Genomic DNA, 21,418 nt, shown 5'->3' on the forward strand with positions numbered 1-21,418 from the left:
ATGGAACACGCAAAAGCGTGCCCTGCTGGCCCTGTCTGGCTCATGATTATGGGGGACGGAGTATTGCCGTCCGGTTAATTCAGGATCGGGGAGAAAGGATGTCCCGCAAAGCGTCTGTCAGGCGTATGCAGGCTTCGTCCGTTCCGATCGAGATGCGCAGCCAGTCCTGGATGCGCGGGGTTGAGAGATGCCGGACAAGGATCGCCCGCTCGCGCAGAGCGGTGGCGATAGCTCCGGCTTTGTGCGCCGGGTGGTGCACGAGAACGAAGTTGGCACAGGATGGCAGGACTTGGAAGCCAAGATTTTGCAGTTCCGGGACCAGCCTGTCACGGCTGGCAATGACGCGCGCCGTGATGTCCGCAAGCCAGTCGGTATCCTGGATCGCGGCGATGGACCCGGCCTGTGCCGGACGGGAGAGGGGATAGGAATTGAAGCTGTCCTTGACCCGAATGAGACCTTCGATCAGTTCCGGGGAGCCGATCGCAAAACCCACACGCAATCCTGCCAGAGCGTAGGACTTGGACAGCGTCTGAACCACCAGAAGATTGTCATACCGGTGTGTCAGTTCAATGGCGGACTGCGCCCCGAAATCGACATAGGCCTCGTCGATGATGACGGTCCGGTCCGGATGACGCTTCAGGAGCGTCTCAATATGCTCCAGCGGCAGGGCGATACCCGTATTCGCATTGGGATTGGCGACGATGATCCCGCCGCAGTCGCCGGTATAGGCGTCGATGTCGATCGCAAAACCGTCATTGAGTGGGATGTGGTGGAACGGTTGTTCGAACAGGCCGCAATAGACCGGATAGAAGCCGTAGGTCACATCTGAGAACAGGACTGGCGCATCATCGTGGAACAGGGCACGGAAGGCATGGGCCAGTACTTCGTCCGAGCCGTTGCCGACGAAAACGCGGTCTGCCGTTGTGCCGAAGCGAGCGGCAATGGTGTCGCGTAAAACTGCTGCAGTCGGGTCGGGATACAGGCGTAGATCGTCAGATGCGGCGTCCCGGATTGCGTCGACAACCTTTGGACTTGGACCATAGGGAGATTCGTTGGTGTTGAGCTTCAGCAGGTCCGCGACTTTGGGCTGCTCGCCCGGGATATACGGGTGCAGGTCACGGACGCGGCGGTTCCAGAAACGGCTCATGCGGGCGTTCCGGTGAACAGGTCGGTCATGAGCTGACGTTCGGCGAGGTCGCGGGCGGAGACGCCGTCCGCATCTTTCAGGTCTGGGTTCGCTCCGGCGGCGAGGAGCTTCTTCGCCATGTCTTCGCGGTTAAACATGATGGAAAACATCAGCGGCGTACGTCCGGCATGATTGGCATGATCCACCTGCGCGCCATGATCAAGCAGAAGTGTTGCGATGTTGGTCAGGCCTTTGAAGGCCACGCCGGACAGGGCGGTGGCACCCTTGAGATCGGTTGCTTCCGTATCAGCGCTCCGGTCCAGCAGCAGGCGCGTGGCGTCTGCGTGGCCGTTATAGGTGGCGACGATCAGCGCGGTGTAGCCGCGGCTATCAGGCGTATCGATGGCCATGCCGGCGTCCAGAAACTGGGTCAGGAGGTCGGTATCGCCTTCACGGGCCGCGTCGATGAACAGGGCAGTAATCTGGTCTGACGTGAAAGTGACGTTCTGGGCGTTCATGACGGTTTCCACATGGCGGTGTCCCGCAGAGAGGGGATGTTGGAAGGAGTTTAGCTTTTTGTGTCAGCTGGCGGAAGGGTGAGGCTCTCGCCATTCTCCAGTGCTGCGAAAGGGCGATTACCGGGGCGGCTTGCGAATTCCAAGCGCGTGGGGGGCTCCAGAATGGCTTCGTCGGTGAGCTGGAAGGTCCCGAAATGGATGGGCAGCCCCTGTTTTGCCCTGAGTGTATCAAAGGCCATGAGAGCTTCTTCAGGCGACATGTGGACGCGGCGCATCAGGTCGCGCGGGTCGTAGGCGCCGATGGGCAGGATGGCGAGGTCGATCTCCGGCCAGCGACGATGAATCGCGTCGAAATGCTTTCCCCAGGCCGTATCGCCCGCGAAAAAGACCGTGTGACCATCGGCTTCGATCGTGAACCCGCCCCACAGTGCACGGTTGGAATCGAAGGGTGTGCGCGCGCTTCCGTGAAGGGCTGGCGTGGATGTGATGCGGGCGCCGTCATCGGTTGTGCTCTCCCACCAGTCCAGCTCGACGATGCGGGGCAGGGCGGCCTTTTCCAGATGGCGGCGGTTGCCTGGCAGCGAGAGGCAGAGCGGGTCATCGCGCTCTGCCAGGGCACGCAGGCTTGGGAGGTCCATATGGTCGTAATGGCAGTGTGAGACGAGGATGATGTCGATGCGGGGCAGGGCGTTGAGGGTGATTCCGGGTGGCCTCACGCGACGGGGACCGAAACTGCGGAAGGGGGAGCAGCGTTCGGAGAATACCGGGTCAGTGATGATCCGCAGAGGCGCGCGTCCTGTGCGGCCAAACTGGAGCAGAACGGTCGCATGACCGATAAATGTCACGCAGCACTCTCCCGGAGCGGGTGTACCCTGCGGCCAGGTTTTCTGGGGGGGGAGAGCGTCCGGCCAGCGGGGGCGCAGCCCCATTTGCCAGCGAAAGATATTCCCGATCCGCTGGGACGTCGTGCGGGCCGTGCGTGGTTCGTCCGGGCGCCAGACTTCTGGGTTTTTGTAATGGCGCCCGTCGAAATGTGGCGGGTTGTCATTAAGCACAAGAGCGTGTTTCACAATATGGTTTACCAATCAGCCATTGCGTCCGGCGCGACTTCGCGTCATGCCGTGGCAGCAGAATGTACGGGAGATAACGTTGCGTTTCTTCCCGTCAGTCACAAGCCGGAGACCCCATTCCGATGAGTACGCTTCCCCAACTCGCCATCAATACGATCCGTACCCTTTCGATGGAAGGTGTTGAGCGCGCCAATTCCGGCCATCCCGGCACGGCTATGGCCCTCGCCCCTGCGATGTATGCCGTTTGGCAGCATGATCTGAAATACGATCCGGCCGATCCGTGCTGGCCGGCGCGTGACCGTTTCGTCCTTTCGGTCGGCCATGCATCGATGTTGCTGTACTCCACCCTGTTCCTGACAGGCGTGAAGGATATCCGGGATGGCAAAGTCGTTGATGCACCGTCGCTCACTGTCGAGGATCTCTCGCAGTTCCGTCAGCTGAATTCCAAGACGCCGGGCCATCCGGAATACCACTTTACCGCTGGTGTAGAAACCACGACTGGCCCGCTCGGGCAGGGTTGTGGCAATTCCGTCGGTATGGCGATTGCACAGAAATGGATGTCCGCGCGCTATGATCGCCCGGGCTTCAAGCTGTTCGATTATCACGTGACGGTGTTCTGTGGCGATGGCGACATGATGGAAGGCGTGGCCTCCGAAGCTGCTTCTACCGCTGGCCATCTGGCACTGGGTAATCTGACCTGGATCTATGATTCAAACCAGATTTCCATCGAGGGTTCGACAGATCTGGCCTTTACGGAAAATGTCGGCAAGCGCTTCGATGCCTATGGCTGGCATGTGCAGACACTGACGGACGGCAATGACGTCGATGCTATTCTGGCAGCGCTGAAGGCTGCACGCGCGGTGACGGATCGTCCGAGCCTGATCGTTCTTAAGACGGTCATCGGCTATGGTGCGCCCAAAAAGGCCGGTACAGCGTCGGCGCATGGTGAGCCGCTGGGTGCGGAAGAGATCAAAGGCGCAAAGGCCGCTTATGGTTGGCCTGAAGACGCTCCGGACTTCTATGTCCCGGACGGGGTGAAGGAGCATTTCGCCGAAGGTCTCGGCAAGCGCGGCGCGAAGGCCAGTGCGGAATGGCGTGAGCTGTTCTCGGCCTATCGTGAGGCACATCCGGAACTCGCGGCTGAAATCGACTGCATCATCGAGCATCGTTTGCCGGAAGGCTGGGACAAGGATATCCCGACCTTTGAGGCCGATGCCAAGGGTGTCGCGTCCCGGGCAAGCTCGGGTCAGGTCCTGAATGCGGTTGCGAAGAACCTTCCCTGGATGATCGGCGGTTCCGCCGACCTGACGCCCTCCACCAAGACGGACATCAAGGGCGGTGGCTCTTTCCAGCCGGAAAAATGGAATGGCACCTATGGCGGCCGGAACATCCATTTCGGTGTGCGCGAACATGCGATGGGTTCCATCTGCAACGGCATCGCGTTGTCGGGTATCCGGGCTTACGGGTCGGGCTTCCTGATCTTCTCCGACTACATGAAGGCGCCGATCCGTCTGTCGGCCATCATGGACCTGCCGGTTCTGTACATCTTCACGCATGACTCCATCGGCGTGGGTGAAGACGGACCGACGCATCAGCCGATCGAGCAACTTGCCCAGCTGCGCGCAACGCCGGGCATCATGACGATCCGTCCGTCCGACGCCAACGAAGTGGCCGAAGCCTGGCGTACGCTAATCCCGATGACGCACAAGCCGGCCGTGCTCGCACTCAGCCGTCAAAACCTGCCGACGATCGACCGCACGAAATATGCTTCCGCTGCCGGTCTGGCGAAGGGTGCCTATGTGCTGGCGAGCTGTGAAGGTAAGCCGGACGTGATCCTGATCGCTTCGGGTTCGGAAGTCAGCCTTGTGGTTGGGGCTTACGAAAAGCTGATCGCGGAAGGCATCAAGGCGCGTGTCGTTTCCATGCCGAGCTTTGACTTGTTCGAAGAGCAGAGCCAAGAATACCGTGATTCCGTGCTCCCGCCTGACGTAATCGGTCGCGTTGCAGTCGAGCAGGCCGCAGCCTTTGGCTGGGACCGGTATGTCGGTATCGGTGGTGCAATCATTGCCATGAATACGTTCGGCGCGTCGGCTCCGGCTTCCGCCCTTCTCACGAAATTCGGTTTCACGCCGGAAGCAGTCTTTGACGCAGCAAAGCGTCAGGCCCTGCGCGGCAAGTAAGGAGAAATCCTGTGGCAGACACAATCTCCAATACCGCTCTGAACACCGTCAACAACGCCTTGTGCGACCTTGAGAAATACGGCCAGTCCCCCTGGCTGGATTTCATCCAGCGTAGCTTCACGGAGGACGGAAGCCTCCGCAAGCTGGTGGACGAAGACGGGCTGCGGGGCGTCACGTCCAACCCGGCCATCTTTGAGAAGGCCATCGGGCACGGCACCGAATACGATCCGCAGATCCGCAAGCTGCTGGAAGGCGAGGGCCTGCCGCCCGGCGAACTGTACGAGCACCTGGCGATTGACGACATCCGTTCCGCCTGTGCGGTTCTGTATCCGGTGTTCGAAAAGACCAAGGGGCTGGACGGTTACGTCAGCCTCGAGGTTTCGCCCTATTTGGCGTTCGACCCACACGGAACGATCACGGAAGCCCGCCGTCTGTGGAAAGCAGTCGCGCGCGAAAATCTGATGATCAAGATCCCCGGAACTTCTGAAGGTACGGGCGCCATCCGCGAAGCCATCGCTGACGGCATCAATGTCAACGTGACGTTGCTGTTCTCGTTGGATGCCTACAAAGCGGTCCTGGAAGCCTATATTTCCGGCCTTGAAGCTCGTGCATCCCGCGGCGAAGACCTTTCGCGCATCTCCAGCGTGGCTTCCTTCTTCGTCAGCCGTATTGACGCCAAGATTGACGGCGAAATCGACCGTCGTATTGCCGCTGGCGACGCGGACGCCGAGGCGCTGAAGGCTGTTCGTGGCAAGGTCGCGATCGCCAATGCAAAAATGGCTTATCAGTATTACCTCGAAGTCCGTAACAGCCCGCGCTGGAAGGCGCTTGCCGAGAAGGGCGCCAACCCGCAACGCCTGCTGTGGGCCAGCACCGGCGTCAAGGACAAAGCCTATTCGGACGTTCTGTATGTTGAGGAACTGATCGGCCCCGAGACGGTCAACACCATTCCGCCCGCAACGTTCGATGCGTTCCGCGATCACGGCAAGGCACGTGCCAGCCTCACGGAAAATGTCGAGGAAGCCCGCCATGTGATGGCTGAGGCCGAGCGCCTCAAGCTGGATCTGAATGGTGTGACGACGAAGCTCGTCAAAGATGGCTGTGCGGCGTTCAGCGTTTCGTTCGACACCCTGCTGACGGCTGTGGCAACCAAACGTGAGGCCGTTCTCGGCCAGCGTCTGCTGCGTGTCAGCGCCGACCTGCCGCCGGAACTGCGCGACGATGTCGCCGGTGCGGAGAAGGACTGGAGCCAGAGCGGTGGTCTCCGTCGGATCTGGCAAAAAGACCCGTCGGTCTGGACGAATGGCCCGGAAGCCGATTGGCTGAACTGGCTGACGATTGTGCAGGACCGTCTGTGGAACGTCGAAGAGCTTGAAGTTCTGGCCCGCGATGTTCGCAGTCGTGGCTTCAAGGATATCCTGCTTCTGGGTATGGGCGGTTCGAGCCTTGGCCCGGAGGTTCTGGCCGAGACATTCGGACAGCATGAAGGCTGGCCGAAGCTGCATGTGCTAGACAGTACGGACCCGCAGCAGGTTACGGCGTTCGAGAAGGCCATCGATCCGAAGAACACGCTGTTCATCGTGGCCAGTAAATCCGGCGGAACGCTGGAGCCGAACATCCTGTTCGCGCATTTCTGGCAGGTGGCTGGTCAGGCTCTGGGCAAGAAGCCGGGTGACAGCTTCATCGCCATCACCGATCCCGGCTCACACATGCAGAAAGTGGCAGAGGAAAACGGCTTCTGGCGCGTGTTCTACGGTGATCCGAAAATTGGTGGCCGGTATTCGGTTCTGTCCAATTTCGGTCTCGTCCCGGCAGCGGCAAGCGGCATTGACGTTCGCAAGCTGCTGACGGTCACGCGTCTGATGGTGGAATCCTGTGACGGAAGCGCGCCTCCGACAGCCAATCCGGGTGCGGTGCTTGGCCTGATCTTGGGTCATGCCGCGCACTGTTTTGGCCGTGACAAGGTGACGATCCTCGCTTCTGACGGCATTGCCTCGCTGGGTGCATGGCTGGAGCAGCTTATTGCCGAAAGCACGGGCAAGAAGGGCCTTGGCCTCATCCCCATTGATGAGGAAGAGCTTGGAACGCCGGATGTCTACGGCACGGACCGCGTCTTCGTGGATCTGCTGCTCGGCGATGATGTTCCTGACAGTCGTCTTGGCGCCCTGCGCGCCGCCGGTGCGCCGGTGGTCACTATCCGTCTGGCGGACAAGACCCAGATCGGGCAGGCGTTCTTCCTGTTCGAGTTTGCTACAGCCGTGGCTGGTGCGGTTCTCGGCATTGACCCGTTCGATCAGCCGGATGTGGAGTTCAGCAAGCTCGAGACGCGCAAGCTGACCTCGGCTTATGCCGAGACGGGTTCGCTGCCGCCGGAAACGCCTTTCGCCAAGGATGGTCTGCTGTCTTTCTATGCGGATGCGAAGAACACGGAAGCCTCTGGAAACAAAGGCGATGCCGTCTCCATCCTCAAGGCGCTCTTTGATCGTGTGAAGCCGGGTGACTATGTCGGTCTGCTCGCTTATATCCGTCGCGACCAGCAGACGCGCGACTGGGCACAGTCCGTTCGTATGGAGCTTCGGGATACGCTGAAGGTGGCAACAGCCGCCGAATTTGGCCCTCGGTTCCTGCATTCGACGGGCCAGGCCTACAAGGGTGGGCCCGATAGCGGCGTGTTCCTGCAGGTTACGGCAACGGATGCGGCAGATGTGCCAGTTCCGGGTCATGGCTTCAGCTTCAGTGTCGTGAAAGCGGCACAGGCGCGAGGCGATTTCGAAGTGCTCGCGGCCCGTGGTCGTCGTGCCCTTCGCGTTCATATCGATGGACCGCTGGAAGAGGGGCTGAAGGCTCTGGAAACGGCGATCCACAAAGCACTGGCAGGAGCATAAGTCATGCGGATCGGAATCATTGGACTGGGACGGATGGGCGGCAATATTGCCGTTCGTCTGACGCGCCACGGACATGATGTCGTCGTGCACGACCGTACGCCGGAAGTGACGGCTTCGGTCGCTGGACGCTGTGAAGCGGGGCGCGCGACCTCAGCCAGTTCTGTGGCTGAAATGGTGAAGCTGCTCGAAGGCGACGAGCACCGCGTGGTGTGGGTCATGCTCCCGGCAGGGGCCATTACCGAGGCCTGCGTTCAGGAACTCGGCGGTCTTCTGGGACGTGGGGACGTCATCATTGATGGTGGCAATACCTATTACAAGGACGATGTCCGCCGTTCGGCCGAATTGGCTGAAAAGGGCATTTCCTATGTCGATGTCGGGACTTCAGGCGGTGTCTGGGGCCTGGAACGCGGCTATTGCATGATGTTCGGCGGCACGAAAGAGACCGCTGAATACATCGATCCGATCCTCAGCGCGCTTGCGCCGGGCATCGGGGATGTGCCGCGCACACCGGGCCGTGACGAAGCGGGTCATGATCCGCGCGCCGAGCAGGGCTATCTGCACTGTGGTCCCGCCGGTTCGGGCCACTTTGTGAAGATGGTCCATAACGGCATCGAATACGGCATGATGCAGGCCTTCGCCGAAGGCTTCGATATCATGAAGAGCAAGAACTCCCCGATCCTCGCGGAAAAGGATCGGTTCGAGCTCAATATGGGCGACATCGCGGAAGTCTGGCGTCGTGGCAGTGTCGTGTCGTCTTGGCTTCTCGATCTGACGGCCGAGGCCCTGACCCGCTCGGAGACACTCAATGAGTTCTCTGGCGAAGTTGCGGACTCTGGTGAGGGTCGCTGGACGATCGAGGCAGCCATCGAAGAAGACGTGCCAGCTCCGGTCATGACGGCCGCACTGTTCACGCGCTTCCGTTCGCGGACGGGCAACAACTTTGCCGAGAAAGTTCTCTCGGCACAGCGTTTCGGTTTCGGCGGGCACGTCGAAAAGAAATAAGCCTGCCTCCCTCATGGGCAAGGACTGGCTGGCAGGGTATGGTTTTGCCATCAATGACCAGCCAGCCCCCGCAAAGACTCTGACGGGGGTTTTTACAGGGGCTCTTATGTCAGTTGACCTCGATGCCATCCATGCGGCTCTGCCGCCGCTGCCGCAGACCATCCGGATGGTCGTGTCCGATATGGATGGAACCCTCCTGACGCCAGACAAGACTATCGCGCCTTCGACGCTGGCCATGGTCAGGGTGCTGCAGGAGCGGGGAATTCCCCTTTGTCTGGCCAGTGCGCGGCCGCCAGCCGCCATGCTCCCTTATATCGAGCAGCTCGGCCTGACTGGGCAGAATGCCGGCTTCAATGGCGGTATTATCTTCAAGCCTGACGGGACTACGTCCGTTAGCCGTGTTCTGTCACAGGATGTGCTATCGATCGTGCATGACATGCTGCACCTGCACGGGATCGAGACCTGGTTCCTGCGGCAGTCCTACTGGATGGTGCAGGACGCTTATACGCCCTTCGTGCAGCACGAACAGGGCATCACCGGCCTGACGCCGCATCAGGTTCCCGACCTTCGCAAAGAGTTCGAGGGCATTGGCAAGGTCATGGGCGTGAGCAGCGATACCAGCCTGCTTCAGGACGTCGAGACTGAACTTGGCGCCATGCTTCACGGTGATGCAAGTGTGCGCCGATCTTCCGATATTCTTCTGGACGTGACGCCGGCCCTGGCCAACAAGGGCGAGGCTGTTTGCGAGCTGGCGCGTGCCCACGGTATTGCGCCGCATGAGGTGGCCTGTCTTGGTGATGCCCATAACGATCTGCCGATGTTTTCGGTGGCGGGACTGGGCATTGCGATGGGGCAGGCCGAAGACGATGTGAAAGCCGCCGCGCAGGTTCTCACAGACACCAACGAGCGCGATGGCTGGGCCAAGGCCGTCGAGCGCTACATCCTGCCGAGAGTTTTCAATCCATGATCACCGACATTCGTGCCGCCACGCTGGAAACCCTTCCTGATTCTGAAGCCGTCGCCCTGCGGATGGCCGACCTTCTCGTCGAAGGGATCCTGGCCAAGACGGATGGCCTGTTCCGGGTCGCTCTCTCTGGCGGCTCTACGCCCAAGCGCCTGTTCGAGATCCTGGCTACGCCGTCGCGTGCGAAGCTGATCCCATGGGAGCGCGTCGAGATTTTCTACGGTGATGAGAGGCATGTTTCGGAAGGCCATGCCGACAGCAATCACACGGTTGGCCAGTCTGTTTTGCTCTCCCGTGTTCCGGTGCCAGCGCAGAACATCCACGCCATTCCAACTGGGGCCACAGTGGAAGAGGATGCGAAGGCCTACGAAAAGACTCTTCAGGCGGCCTATGGCGCAACGACGCTCGATCCGGAGCGCCCGCTGTTTGATTTGGTCATGCTGGGTCTGGGCACCGACGGTCACACGGCCTCGCTGTTTCCGGGCCAGCCAGTTCTGAAGGAGCGAACGGCCTGGGTTGGGACGGCTGCACCGTCCACAGCACCTTACGAGCGCATCACGCTCACTTATCCCGCTATCCAGTCCAGCGCGCTGGTCGTGTTCCTCGTGACGGGGGCTTCCAAGGTCGAGATGCTGGAGCGCCTGGTCGAAGGTGACAGTTCCCTCCCGTCTGCACGGGTGACGAGCGAAGGACGGATCATCATTCTGGCAGATCGCGCTGCGGTGGGAGAAGACGCATGAGCGGCACGGATATGAACGTTCACAAACGTACGGCTGCCCGTGAAGCTGCGGATATGGTCAAAAGCGGTATGGTCGTGGGGCTCGGCACGGGCAGCACGGCGGCCTACATGATCGAGCGTCTGGGTGAGCGCGTTGCGGAAGGGCTGGAGATCTTTGGTATTCCGACTTCGGATGACAGCGAAGACAAGGCCCGCAAGGCCGGGATCCCGCTAACGGATTTCAGCGCGCATCGCCGCATTGATATTGCCATCGATGGTGCGGATGAGGTCCAGCGTGGTTCGCTCAATCTTATCAAGGGACTGGGCGGGGCATTGCTGCGTGAGAAGATCGTTGCGCAGGCCGCCAAGCGGTTTGTGGTGATCGTCGATGGCACCAAGCCTGTGGACCTGCTGGGCGAGCGTGCACCGGTGCCGGTGGAAGTTATTTCCTTCGGCTGGGAATGCACGGCGGAACGTCTGGCGGCCTGTGGCGCACGCGGCGTGAAGCCGAGGACGGACCGGGCCGGGTCGCTGTTTGTGACTGATACCGGAAACATGATCCTGGACTGCCATTTCGGGCCGATCGAAAAGCCCGAGGAGTTGGCAAAGAAAATCGACCAGATTGTGGGCGTTGTGGAACACGGCATGTTCCTTAATATGGCGTCTGAGGTCCTTGTGGCGATGCCGGACGGGGTGGAGCACTGGGAACCATGAAAATGACGGAAAATGAAACACAGATGGGTATGAAACCGCGTTTCCTCGTGGTCATGGGCGTGTCCGGGACAGGCAAGACGACGGTTGCAACAGGATTGGCCACGCGTCTGGGGTGGCATTTTCAGGAAGGCGACGCACTTCACCCGCCAACCAATGTCGAGAAAATGAGCACAGGTCAGCCGCTGACCGATGCGGATCGGGCTCCTTGGCTTGCGCTCTGTCATGACTGGCTGCGCGAGCAGGTGGAGGCTAGGCATGGTGCCGTCCTGACCTGTTCCGCGCTCAAGCGTTCCTATCGTGAGCAGCTTCGCGGTGAGGACCTGCCCATTGAGTTTGTGCATATCGATACATCTGCCAGGGAACTCGCTGACCGGTTGCAGCGTCGGGAAGGGCATTTCATGCCGGCGAGTCTGCTGCCCAGTCAGCTGGCGACGCTTGAAGTGCCTGGTGACGACGAGCCGGTGATCCGGGTCTCGGGCGAGAAGCATCCTGATGTGGTGCTGGAGGAACTGATCCGTCATTTTCAGGCGGAGGACTGATTCATGGCCGAGACCACCCGGCTTCTGGTGGATGCGGATGCGTGCCCGGTCAAAGATGAGATTTACCGAGTCGGGGCACGCTACGGCCTGAAAACAATTATTGTCGCCAATAGCTGGATGAATATTCCACAGTCTCCGCTTATTGAGCGCGTCGTGGTCCCGGAAGGGCCAGATGTGGCCGATGACTGGATTGCGGAAAAGGTGACGCCTGCGGATATCGTCATCACCAGCGATATTCCGCTCGCGGTGCGTTGTCTGGCGAAACAGGCTTCTGTACTGCGCCCGAATGGCGAGGAAATTGACGAACGTTCCGTTGGCATGGTCTCGGCCATGCGCGATCTGATGCAAGGTCTGCGCGAAACGGGGGCAGTCACGACCTATAATCCGTCCTTTGGCAAAGCCGACCGGAGCCGGTTTTTATCCGCACTGGATACACTCATCGTGCGACTCCGCAGGAAAGCGGCCCTCGCGCGATCGGTCCCCAGTTCTTCAGAAACAATCCACAGGCCCTTCCCCGGAGATGTTCCCTGATTCTGGGGATATCTTCTGCCGGGGGATAATGCCGTCCCGATGAGGATCTTTCCCCATGAATCCGCTCCGTCTTGCCCAGATTGAGATGTTCTGTGCAGTTGTGGAGGAGGAAACGGTCGTTGCGGCATCCCGTCGCCTAAACTGTGTGGCATCCAATGTGACGGCGCGTTTGAAGGAACTGGAACTGCTGCTTGGGCAGGAACTGTTTCTGCGTGAGAGGGGGCGTCTGACGCTCACTCCTGAAGGTCGCCTGTTCTATCAGCAGGCTATGCCGGTCGTGGCTGGCGCACGGAGCCTGACGGATTTGTTTTCCGAAGGTATTCCGCGCGGCGTCTTGAATATTGGAGCGCTGGATGTCGCGCTTGAGGGCTATCTGCCGCGGATCGTGCCGGAGTTCCTCAAAGCCTGTCCGGGTGTGGAACTGAAGATGTTCCTGCGCCCGACCTATACGCTGGAGCGGATGTTGGCGGATGGGGAAATTGATCTGGCGTTGACGGACGGGCCGATCGTTCATCCCTTGATGGAAAGTCGTTTTGCTTTTCGCGAGAAACTGGCGCTCGCCATACCGGAAGGGCAGAAAGGCGCGTGGGACGGGCAGCATGTGTTTCTGTTCAATACCGACTGCTTCTACCGCCGGTATTTTGAGATCTGGCTTGAGCGGCATGGTGTTTCGAACGCGATTATCCACACGGTTGAATCCTATGACGTCATTCTTGCCTGTGTTCAGGCGGGATTGGGCATTTCCTGTGTCCCACACAGTATCGTTTCGCAGGTCAAAAGACGGCGTCGTGAAGGAATTTCGTTTACGTATCCCGAAGATCTAAAAGGGAGCGAAGTCTATTTTATCTGGCGTGAGCCGGGATTGAATGATCTGGGGCGGAGATTTCTGGATTATGCGCCCACGCATCCGGGCGCTTATGAAAAGTGAACCCATAACTCACAAATCATCACTTTTTATTATGAATGAATGCCTGCACCTTACAGTCATTAAATGAACTGCTGGTTGGCTGATGCGTCTGTTTCACTACGGAGCGCATGATCGCCACACAGAAAATCCAGGAAATTTCATGACTGAGAAAAATAATCTTTTCATTAATGGAAGCTGGGTCGCACCGAAGGGTGGCGAGTGGATCACCGTTGAAAACCCGGCCACAAAAGTCATTGTGGGCGAAGTGGCCAAGGGCACGCAGACCGATGTGGATGCGGCGGTCTCGGCTGCGAAATCGGCCTTCATCGGCTGGAGCCGCCGTACGGCGACCGAGCGGGCCGATTACATTCACGTGCTCAAGGATCTGGTGAAGCGCGACAAGGAAAAGCTTGCCGCCATCATCACATCAGAAATGGGCAAGCCGCTGAAGGAAGCCCGGATCGAGGTGGATTTCGCCATTGGTCTGCTGCGGTTTGCAGCCGAGAATGTGCTGCGGCTTCAGGGGGAGATTATTCCGGGCAGTTCCCCGGAAGAGAAGATCTTGATTGATCGTGTGCCGCTGGGTGTTATCGGTGCGATCACGGCTTGGAACTTCCCGTTGGCGCTTTGTGCTCGCAAGATAGGTCCGGCTGTGGCCGCAGGTAATACGATTGTCGTCAAGCCGCATGAGCTGACGCCGCTGGCCTGCCTTCATCTGGCAAAGCTGGTTGAGGAAGCCAAAATTCCGCACGGTGTCATCAATGTCGTGACGGGCGACGGAAAGGATGTCGGTGTGCCCCTGGTGGCGCATAAGGACATTAAGCTTATCACGATGACGGGCTCCACGCCGGCCGGTAAGAAGATCATGGCTGCTGCGTCCGAGACGCTGAAGGAGGTCCGGCTTGAACTGGGTGGCAAAGCGCCGTTCATGGTCATGGAAGATGCCGATCTGGACAAGGCTGCAGATGCGGCGGTGGCGTCGCGCTTCGGTAATGCCGGTCAGGTCTGCACCTGCAATGAACGCACCTATATCCACGAGGCCGTCTATGACAGGTTCGTCCAGAAGGTCCGTGAGAAGATCGAGGCTCTGAAGGTCGGCTTGCCGACAGATCCGTCCACGGATATGGGGCCGAAGGTGAGCGAGGACGAGCTCAACAAGGTCCATGAAATGGTCGAACATGCTGTCCGTCAGGGCGCACGTCTCGCTATTGGTGGCAAGCGTCTGACAGGCGACGTGTATGATAAGGGCTATTTTTACGCCCCGACGCTCCTGACCGATGTCACGCAGGATATGGACATCGTGCATAACGAGGTGTTCGGTCCGGTCATGTCGCTGATCCGCGTGAAGGACTTCGACCAAGCGATCGCATGGGCCAATGATTGCCGCTACGGCCTGTCAGCCTATCTCTTCACAAACGATCTCGGCAGGATTCTGCGTATGACCCGCGATCTGGAATTTGGTGAGGTTTATGTGAACCGTCCGGGCGGTGAAGCGCCACAGGGCTTCCATCATGGCTACAAGGAAAGTGGCCTTGGAGGCGAAGACGGGCAGCACGGCATGGAAGCCTATGTCCAGACGAAGACCATTTACCTCAACGCGTAATGGACGAACGGGCGACAGCATGGCGGTCGCCCGTCTTTTTCTGAAAGGATCAGCGTCATGGTAAAAGTCCTTGGACTTGGCCATCGCTGGCCTCGAAAAAATTGAACTGACGGGACCGCCGGACGCGCTCGAAAAAGCCGGTGCGACCTGGGTGGATAATGAGGTCGTCATTGACGGGACTTGTGTTTTCTCATGCTGTCCGGATGATATTCCGGCCTTTAACAAGGTTGTCGGCAGGCATTCCAGGCTCGGTTGAGATTTTTATCAGTGCATAAAAAAAGGAGGCCTCCCAAGCCGGGAGAGCCTCCTTTTTTTTATAGGGTAATACGGATCAGATGGTCCCATCCACTGCTATGCGCCCGAGTGCGGGGTCGTCCGTGAAAAAGCCGTCGATCCCCATGTCCAGATAGCGGCGGAGTTCCGCGATCATGCCTTTGGGGTTGCGGGCGGTGTCTCCGGCATCGTTACGAAGCTGGGCCGGGAGGAAGTAGTTTTCTGGCCGTGCCGTATAGGAATGAACCAGAAGCCCGGCCTTATGGGCATCCGTTACGAGCGTAGAGGGTTCAAGCCAGGCGCCCTTGCTGTCCCGCGGGATCAGGTCCGTATTGGACGGGCCGATCACGTCAGCATAGCGGCGAACCTCCTTGAGGCCATCGGGCGACATGAGATCCCCGAAGGTCGTGGTCTTGCCAGCTGCCAGAAGATCCGGCGGAACATCCTTGCGCTCCCCCATAAGGAACATCAGACGCGCCTGCGGGTTGATGGACAGGACGTCGGTCCGGATACGCCCCAGGTTGCCCGTCTCAAAAGACTGGAGTTCCAGCGGGGCCTGCCGGGTGTACTCGTGGGCAGAGATGGTTCGTAGGAAAGCGGCTTCGGGGTTCAGGCCGAGGCTGTTAAAATGGGTGGAGTGCTTGATTTCCGGAACAAGGCCGAAAACCTTACCTGTTGCCGCGGACTGGGCCGCGACCTGTTCGATGACTTCTTCGAAGGTCGGGATTTCGAAATGGTCGTCATAGCGGGTGTTGTGGACCCGGATCGTTGAGAGACGTTCACGTGCGCGAAGGGTTTTGAGCTCGGCGAGTGTGAAGTCTGTGGTGAACCAGCCGGTTTCCGCGCGTCCGTCGATTTTGAGCGTGCGATGACGGGAGGCGAATTCCGGATGATCTGCCACGTCCGTTGTGCCGGCGATGTTGCTTTCATGGCGGACGACCAGATGGCCGTCCTTTGTCATGACGAGATCGGGCTCGATGAAGTCTGCACCATCCATCATGGCGCGGGCATAGGAGGCCAGTGTGTGTTCCGGACGCAGGGCCGAGGCCCCGCGATGGGCGAACACGAGAGGCTTCGGCGCCAGTGAGGGCGCGGCTTTCGCCCGCAGGTGCAGGGCGGGAAGCCCGGCTGCGAGCAGGCCGAGGCTCTGGCGACGTGTCAGCATGGGGCAGTATTCCTTACAGGGCTGCGCTGAGGCTCAGGAAGAACATGCGCGGCGCGATGGGGTAAGCCGAGAACTGACCCGAAGTCTGGGTCGCGTTGATCGTGGACCATCCCTTGGTGTTTGTCAGGTTGGTAATGTTGCCCTGAACCTTCAGGGAGGCCAGATGCGGAATGTTGTGGAAGGTATAGCCCGCATTCAGGTTGAACTGCGCATAGGGTGCCGCCCACATGTCATTGGTATAAGTCGCATAACGTTTGCCAATGACGTCACCGGTGAACTGGCCGTAGGCGTTGCCCCAGTTGGTGGTGAAGACGAACTTCTCGGACCAGTCCGGCATACCGACGACGTTCTTGCCCGCCGTGTGAATGATGCTCGAACCCGTGCTGTAGTTATCGTTATAGGTGGATTTGTTGTAGGACAGCGCGTTGTAAAGCGAGAAATGTGGACCGAAATGGGTGGTGAAGGAGAAGTCCATACCATCCGTCGTGACCGAACCCACGTTTGCGAGCGTTGTGGCCGAGCCGATGATGGACGACAGGGTCTGCGTCGTTGCTACGGCCAGAAGACGGTTTGAGAAGTGGACGTGATAGTATTCGACCTGACCTTCAATCGCCGTCAGCGGGCCGAGATGGACTTGGCGATGTTCACGCAGACCGGTCTCATACGTCCATGATGTCTCGGGCTTGCCGTTTTTCTTGAACTCCTCGAAAGCGGCCTGACTGGTAGCGCCCCAGGGTGTGGCGTTGCCGTAACCTGCGTCCTGATAGGAACGCATGTTTTCCTGGATGTTGGCGAACCACTGCTCGTGCTTCGTGATGTCCCAGACTGCGCCGAAAGCGGGGAGGAACGGCTTGGCTGCATCGATCTCGCCACCCGGAGCCGTTACGGCATAGGACGGGGAGAGCGAACCGGCCTTTGCAGCGACCGGTAGGGTGCCATTCGTATAGACCAGCTCGGACTTGAAGCCCGCCATCAGGGAGAAGTTCTTCGAAATCTGCCAGTTGTCCTGCAGATGCGTGACGAATGTGTTGGTATAGAAATTGTTGGTGTACTGGTCGATCAGGGCGTTCTGCTGGCGCTCATAAGGCGTCGTCGGGTTGGTGGCGCTCAGCGGATACCAGCGACGGGCCTGTGTGTTGTTGTTGCGCTCATACCAGCCACCGAGTTCGATCGAATGCTTGCCTAGATGGTAGCGCAGCGTAGACATCAGGCCGCCGCGATTGTCCCAGTATTCGGTCGTCCGCGTTGCATAGCCTGAGCCGCCGAAGACGCTGTTCAGGTCCTGCCCCGGATAATAGGCGGCAAAAAGTGTCGGCAGACCGGCTGCCGAGATCGGACCGGCGACGACACCTTCACCCATATCATGGTGATAATATATGCTGTTGTCCCAGTGCAGGTTTTCACTGAAATCATGTGTCCATTTCGAATAGGCGAGGAAGTCCTCTCGCTGGGCCGCGGAGTAATAGTTGCGGTAGTTCAGGCCTGCATTTTTGTAGGTTGCTGAATTGATATAGGATTTTGCGTAGTTGAAATTCGGATAGGTGAACGGCCGAACATAGATGCCGTATCCCTGTGGCAGTGTGATGCTGTCCTCGTTGGGTTCGACTTTCTGGGACCAGTCGAAGAAAGTCGAGAAATGGTCGTGTTCGCTGTTGTGCACGAACTTTGCATTGACCTGATAGCCGCCCTGATGTCCGGCAAAGTCCCAGGCGCGTGCGTCCTGACGTGAGAAGGAGACATAGGCCGAGTTGCCGTTGCCGAACTCACCCGTATCGATCCGGGCGAAGGTGCGGAACGTGGACCAGCTTCCGAAAACCTGTTCAATCTGCGCGCCGCGCTTCTTCAGCGGGTCCTGCGTCGTGAACTGGAGTGTTCCGCCAAGGTTGGACGTGGACGCCGTACCAAGCGCACCGGCACCTGAGGAGACTGACGCCGAGCCGATGTTTTCGCTGATGGCTGCACGCTGTGGGGACAGGCCGTTATAGTTACCATAGGCCTGATCGCCGAGGGGGATGCCGTCAAGCGTGTAGCCAAGCTGGTTCTGGTTGAAGCCGTGGACATAGAGCGAGGAGTTCTGCTCGTTATTGCCCCAGGGGTCGGCATTGTTGAACACGACGCCCGGCAGCATCTCAAGCGCCTTGACCGGGTTGATGCCCGGAAGAATGCGCTGGATCTGCACATGGCTCAGCCCTTGTTCAGACCGCGTGCGGCGTGCCGTGATGACGAGCTGTTCCGTACCACCCGCCAGGGCATCCACCTTGGCTTTGTGCCTGGCGTTGCTTTTCGCAGCATGTTTGGCTGGTGTGGCTTTTCTGGTTTCGGCCGCAGCGGCACTGGCAGAGTGCGGAAGGGCGGCAGCCAGCGCAAATGGCGAGCAGAAAACAGTCAGGAACAGGCGGGAACGCAGCAGGTTGCGCGGCATCTAAGATCTTTCCGGAGCAAAAAGGGATCGGACGCGGCGGACCCTAATCTTTCCTTAAAGAACTGCGTGTGAAGCTCCTGTGAACGTGTAATGACAGAATTATGACAGTCAGGCTGTCTGCCAGCCCAGTCCGACGATCGCCACCCGGCGCCCCAGCGGCGTGTCCTGAAGGACGATGACTTCGCGCTCCTCCAGATAGTTCAGCTGCCGCCGCGCGCGACCAAGAGAGTGCGTGCCATAGGCGCGGGCCAGGGCCTCGTCGCCCGGGCAGGTTTCGCCGTCCAACGCCGTGCGGGCGAGAAGCAGGAAGACGCCCTGCACGTCTTCGGGCAGGGTCGCGGCGATGGCCTGGGCCTGTTTCCAGTCCTCGCTTTCCGAACGTTCCCGGTCCATCCCGGCGCGGATCGTGGCCAGCATGCGGTTGAAAGACCCCAGTTCCAGCACATTGCGCGACAGGCCCTGAATACGTGCCCTGAGCTGGAAGTCCTGATACAGGGTCGCCAGGGGTTTATAGTCCGAGCCTTCACCGGCCACGACTTCGGCCACCAGCGACCAGAGCTGGTCGGGATTGGCTTCGACGGCGACGGCTGCCGGAGCGGGTTCTTCGGCCTCGCGTTCGGCTCCGTAAGCATCGAGTTGTGCCAGAAGGTCCGGCGGGGGAGGGCGGGACTCCCGGCGGGGACGGGGCGTGAATTCGTGGACCGGTTCAAGAATGATATCTCGCAAGTCTTCAGCCGAGACGGGTTCGAGTGGCACGAGAACCGGCCCCGTGGCGTGGCTCGCGGTCGTGACGGGCCCAATCGCCACAAGTTTCGGGCGGCGGCTCAGGGCAGGGCCAAGTGCCATGAACTGCCCGCGTGCCAGATCCCGGAACGATTCCGCCGCCCGGCGTTCCATGCCCAGAAGATCGGCGGCGCGGGCCATGTCGATATCAAGGAAAGTCCGGCCCATCAGGAAGTTGGACGCTTCCGCCGCAACGTTTTTCGCCAGTTTTGCTAGACGTTGGGTTGCGATCACGCCTGCCAGACCGCGCTTTCGGCCACGGCACATCAGGTTCGTCATGGCTCCGAGTGACAGGCGACGGGCTTCATCAGACGTGTCGCCACCCGTGACGGGCGCGAAAAGCTGGGCTTCGTCCACCACCACGAGCGCCGGATACCAGTGTGAGCGGGGTGCCTCGAACATGCCGTTAAGAAACGCGCCCGCAGCCCGAAGCTGCATTTCGGCTTCGACCTGCTCAAGGTTCAGCACCACGGATGCGCGATGGGCGCGCACGCGCTCGCCTGCTGCGCGCAGGCTGGCTTCGGACTGGTCTTCGACGTCAATCACCAGATGGCCGTAATGGTCGGCCAGGGTGACGAAATCGCCTTCCGGATCGATCATAACCTGCTGGACGAGGGTAGAGGTCTGCTCCAGCAGGCGTCGCAGGAGATGCGATTTTCCCGAGCCGGAATTGCCCTGGACCAGCAGGCGCGTGGCCAGGAGTTCCGGCAGATCAATGCAGGTGTCGGAGCCGTCGCGGCCCTGTCCGAGAACGATGGATGTCATGGCGTCAGGCGATAGCGGAATTGGACGATTCTAGCCACCCAAGGACGCCATTTGCCGCAGCATGAGCAGTGGAAAAACATCCCTGAAGCAGATACCCGCCCGTCGGTGCCTCCCAGTCCAGCATTTCACCGGCCACGAAAACACCCGGGCGGGATTTGAGCATGAACTGCTCGTCCACAGCAGCCTGATGTACGCCGCCTGCCGTGGAAATGGCGCGATCAAGAGCTTCCATGCCGATCAGTGGCAGAGGAACGGCTTTGATTGTTTGGGCAAGTTGAAGCGGCGTGGCATCTTTAGGGATGGCTGACTTTAGAAGGTCGCGAGATGGTACATCCAGCGACAGTGCCTTGCGCAGCCGGTTGCTCTGGCTTTCCCGCTCCCGCTGCGCCAGCAGGCGTTTGAGGATATCATCCACTGAAAGCGTGGGACGCAGGTCGAGTGTAAGGACTGCGCGTTTTTCGGACGTGATGTTGTCCCGCAGATCCGTCGAGAGCGCGTAGAGCGCGGAGCCTTCCAGCCCGCGAGCTGTGATGGTCAGGTCACCACGTGTCTGCTGCCCTCCGAAGGTCAGGCCAACGGAATGAAGCACGCTGCCTTCGTGGCGCGCTGTGAAATCGGAGGGCCAGTCGGGCAGGAAACCACAATTTGCCGGGGCGAAAGGCTTTATCTCATCCGTCAGGAGATCCGCCCAGCGTCCATCCGATCCCAGTCGCGACCAGCTTGCGCCTCCCATTGACAGAACGGTCGCATCGGCCCTGATGGATGCCTGACCGTCGGCCGTCTCAAACAGCAAACTTGCACCGTCCCAGCCCATAAAGCGATGCCGGGTTCGGATCTGAACGCCCTGTTCTGTCAGACGCTGGAGCCAGGCACGCAGTAGGGGAGAGGCTTTCATCGCGGTGGGAAAGACGCGTCCGGAGGAGCCGGAAAAGCAGGTCTGTCCCAGTCCTTCAGCCCATTGCGTTAACGCCGATGGTGGAAATGTGCGAATGGCCGGTTCCAGCCAGTTGTGTGCTTTGCCGTAGCGGCACAGAAAACGTTTTAGAGGCTCTGAATGTGTCAGGTTCAGGCCGCTGCGACCGGCCATGAGCAGCTTGCGTCCTACGCTCGGCATCCGGTCGAAAACCTGCACCCTGCATCCCTTTGCGGACAGGATTTCTGCCGCGAACAGTCCGGCGGGACCTGCTCCGATAATGGCGATGGATGGGGAAGGGGGTGCAGCATTCATAAGCGCCTGATTGCCATGTGGAGCA

At 59.7% G+C, this 21,418-nt stretch carries 17 protein-coding genes; 10 read left to right on the forward strand and 7 right to left on the reverse strand.

The genetic code is table 11. The annotated features are described in order from the left end of the window. Nucleotides 1-79: 79 nt before the first annotated feature. The 3 genes from hisC to GSP01_RS00880 are packed head-to-tail and all read right to left on the reverse strand — an operon-like array spanning nt 80 to nt 2,699. Entirely contained in the window at nt 80-1,147 is a 1,068-nt protein-coding gene (hisC, locus tag GSP01_RS00870; RefSeq protein ID WP_141349696.1) for a histidinol-phosphate transaminase, read from the reverse strand. Then, the gene (locus GSP01_RS00875) at nt 1,144-1,644 is read right to left on the reverse strand and encodes an ankyrin repeat domain-containing protein (protein WP_174787503.1); all 501 of its coding nucleotides are present in this window, start codon (nt 1,642-1,644) and stop codon (nt 1,144-1,146) included. The genes hisC and GSP01_RS00875 overlap by 4 nt, the downstream gene beginning before the upstream one ends. A 50-nt stretch (nt 1,645-1,694) precedes the next feature. Beyond that, entirely contained in the window at nt 1,695-2,699 is a 1,005-nt protein-coding gene (locus tag GSP01_RS00880; protein WP_141350140.1) for an MBL fold metallo-hydrolase, read from the reverse strand. 137 nt (nt 2,700-2,836) lie between these two features. On the opposite strand from GSP01_RS00880, the gene tkt reads away from it, so the two are divergent. From tkt to aldA, 10 genes are all read left to right on the forward strand, one after another. Then, the gene (gene tkt, locus GSP01_RS00885) at nt 2,837-4,894 is read left to right on the forward strand and encodes a transketolase (RefSeq protein WP_141349699.1); all 2,058 of its coding nucleotides are present in this window, start codon (nt 2,837-2,839) and stop codon (nt 4,892-4,894) included. A gap of 11 nt (nt 4,895-4,905) precedes the next feature. After that, the gene (locus tag GSP01_RS00890; protein ID WP_141349701.1) at nt 4,906-7,779 is read left to right on the forward strand and encodes a bifunctional transaldolase/phosoglucose isomerase; all 2,874 of its coding nucleotides are present in this window, start codon (nt 4,906-4,908) and stop codon (nt 7,777-7,779) included. Nucleotides 7,780-7,782: 3 nt separating this feature from the next. Continuing rightward, nucleotides 7,783-8,781: a phosphogluconate dehydrogenase (NAD(+)-dependent, decarboxylating) gene (gene gnd / locus GSP01_RS00895; RefSeq protein WP_141349703.1), complete on the forward strand. Its 999-nt coding sequence runs from the start codon at nt 7,783-7,785 to the stop codon at nt 8,779-8,781. A gap of 106 nt (nt 8,782-8,887) precedes the next feature. Beyond that, nucleotides 8,888-9,748 (forward strand): Cof-type HAD-IIB family hydrolase, encoded by an 861-nt coding sequence (locus tag GSP01_RS00900; RefSeq protein WP_174787504.1) that lies wholly within the window; start codon nt 8,888-8,890, stop codon nt 9,746-9,748. Beyond that, nucleotides 9,745-10,485: a 6-phosphogluconolactonase gene (pgl, locus tag GSP01_RS00905; RefSeq protein WP_141349705.1), complete on the forward strand. Its 741-nt coding sequence runs from the start codon at nt 9,745-9,747 to the stop codon at nt 10,483-10,485. The genes GSP01_RS00900 and pgl overlap by 4 nt, the downstream gene beginning before the upstream one ends. Continuing rightward, the gene (rpiA, locus tag GSP01_RS00910; RefSeq protein WP_174787505.1) at nt 10,482-11,177 is read left to right on the forward strand and encodes a ribose-5-phosphate isomerase RpiA; all 696 of its coding nucleotides are present in this window, start codon (nt 10,482-10,484) and stop codon (nt 11,175-11,177) included. The genes pgl and rpiA overlap by 4 nt, the downstream gene beginning before the upstream one ends. A 23-nt stretch (nt 11,178-11,200) precedes the next feature. Then, nucleotides 11,201-11,716 carry a gluconokinase gene (locus GSP01_RS00915; RefSeq protein WP_228123703.1) on the forward strand — a complete coding sequence of 172 codons (516 nt, stop codon included), beginning with the start codon at nt 11,201-11,203 and terminating at the stop codon, nt 11,714-11,716. A gap of 3 nt (nt 11,717-11,719) precedes the next feature. After that, the gene (locus GSP01_RS00920) at nt 11,720-12,247 is read left to right on the forward strand and encodes a YaiI/YqxD family protein (RefSeq protein ID WP_141349709.1); all 528 of its coding nucleotides are present in this window, start codon (nt 11,720-11,722) and stop codon (nt 12,245-12,247) included. Between the two features lie 55 nt (nt 12,248-12,302). Continuing rightward, complete coding sequence (locus GSP01_RS00925; RefSeq protein ID WP_141349711.1) at nt 12,303-13,175, forward strand: LysR family transcriptional regulator; 873 nt, start codon at nt 12,303-12,305, stop codon at nt 13,173-13,175. A 139-nt stretch (nt 13,176-13,314) separates the two neighbouring features. After that, nucleotides 13,315-14,757, forward strand: coding sequence for an aldehyde dehydrogenase (gene aldA, locus GSP01_RS00930; protein ID WP_141349713.1), 1,443 nt, complete (start codon nt 13,315-13,317; stop codon nt 14,755-14,757). 331 nt (nt 14,758-15,088) lie between these two features. On the opposite strand, the gene GSP01_RS00940 is transcribed toward aldA, so the two are convergent. The 4 genes from GSP01_RS00940 to GSP01_RS00955 all read right to left on the reverse strand — a co-directional run bounded on the left by GSP01_RS00940 (nt 15,089) and on the right by GSP01_RS00955 (nt 21,393). Then, nucleotides 15,089-16,195 carry a glycerophosphodiester phosphodiesterase gene (locus tag GSP01_RS00940; RefSeq protein ID WP_141349715.1) on the reverse strand — a complete coding sequence of 369 codons (1,107 nt, stop codon included), beginning with the start codon at nt 16,193-16,195 and terminating at the stop codon, nt 15,089-15,091. A gap of 13 nt (nt 16,196-16,208) precedes the next feature. After that, nucleotides 16,209-18,617: a TonB-dependent receptor gene (locus GSP01_RS00945; protein WP_141349717.1), complete on the reverse strand. Its 2,409-nt coding sequence runs from the start codon at nt 18,615-18,617 to the stop codon at nt 16,209-16,211. A gap of 108 nt (nt 18,618-18,725) precedes the next feature. Next, the gene (locus tag GSP01_RS00950; protein ID WP_141349719.1) at nt 18,726-20,165 is read right to left on the reverse strand and encodes an ATP-binding protein; all 1,440 of its coding nucleotides are present in this window, start codon (nt 20,163-20,165) and stop codon (nt 18,726-18,728) included. A 4-nt stretch (nt 20,166-20,169) separates the two neighbouring features. After that, the gene (locus GSP01_RS00955) at nt 20,170-21,393 is read right to left on the reverse strand and encodes a TIGR03862 family flavoprotein (RefSeq protein ID WP_141349721.1); all 1,224 of its coding nucleotides are present in this window, start codon (nt 21,391-21,393) and stop codon (nt 20,170-20,172) included. Nucleotides 21,394-21,418 lie beyond the last annotated feature (25 nt).

It is taken from the genome of Gluconobacter sphaericus NBRC 12467, assembly GCF_006539125.1.
In the GTDB taxonomy this organism is placed as follows: domain Bacteria; phylum Pseudomonadota; class Alphaproteobacteria; order Acetobacterales; family Acetobacteraceae; genus Gluconobacter; species Gluconobacter sphaericus.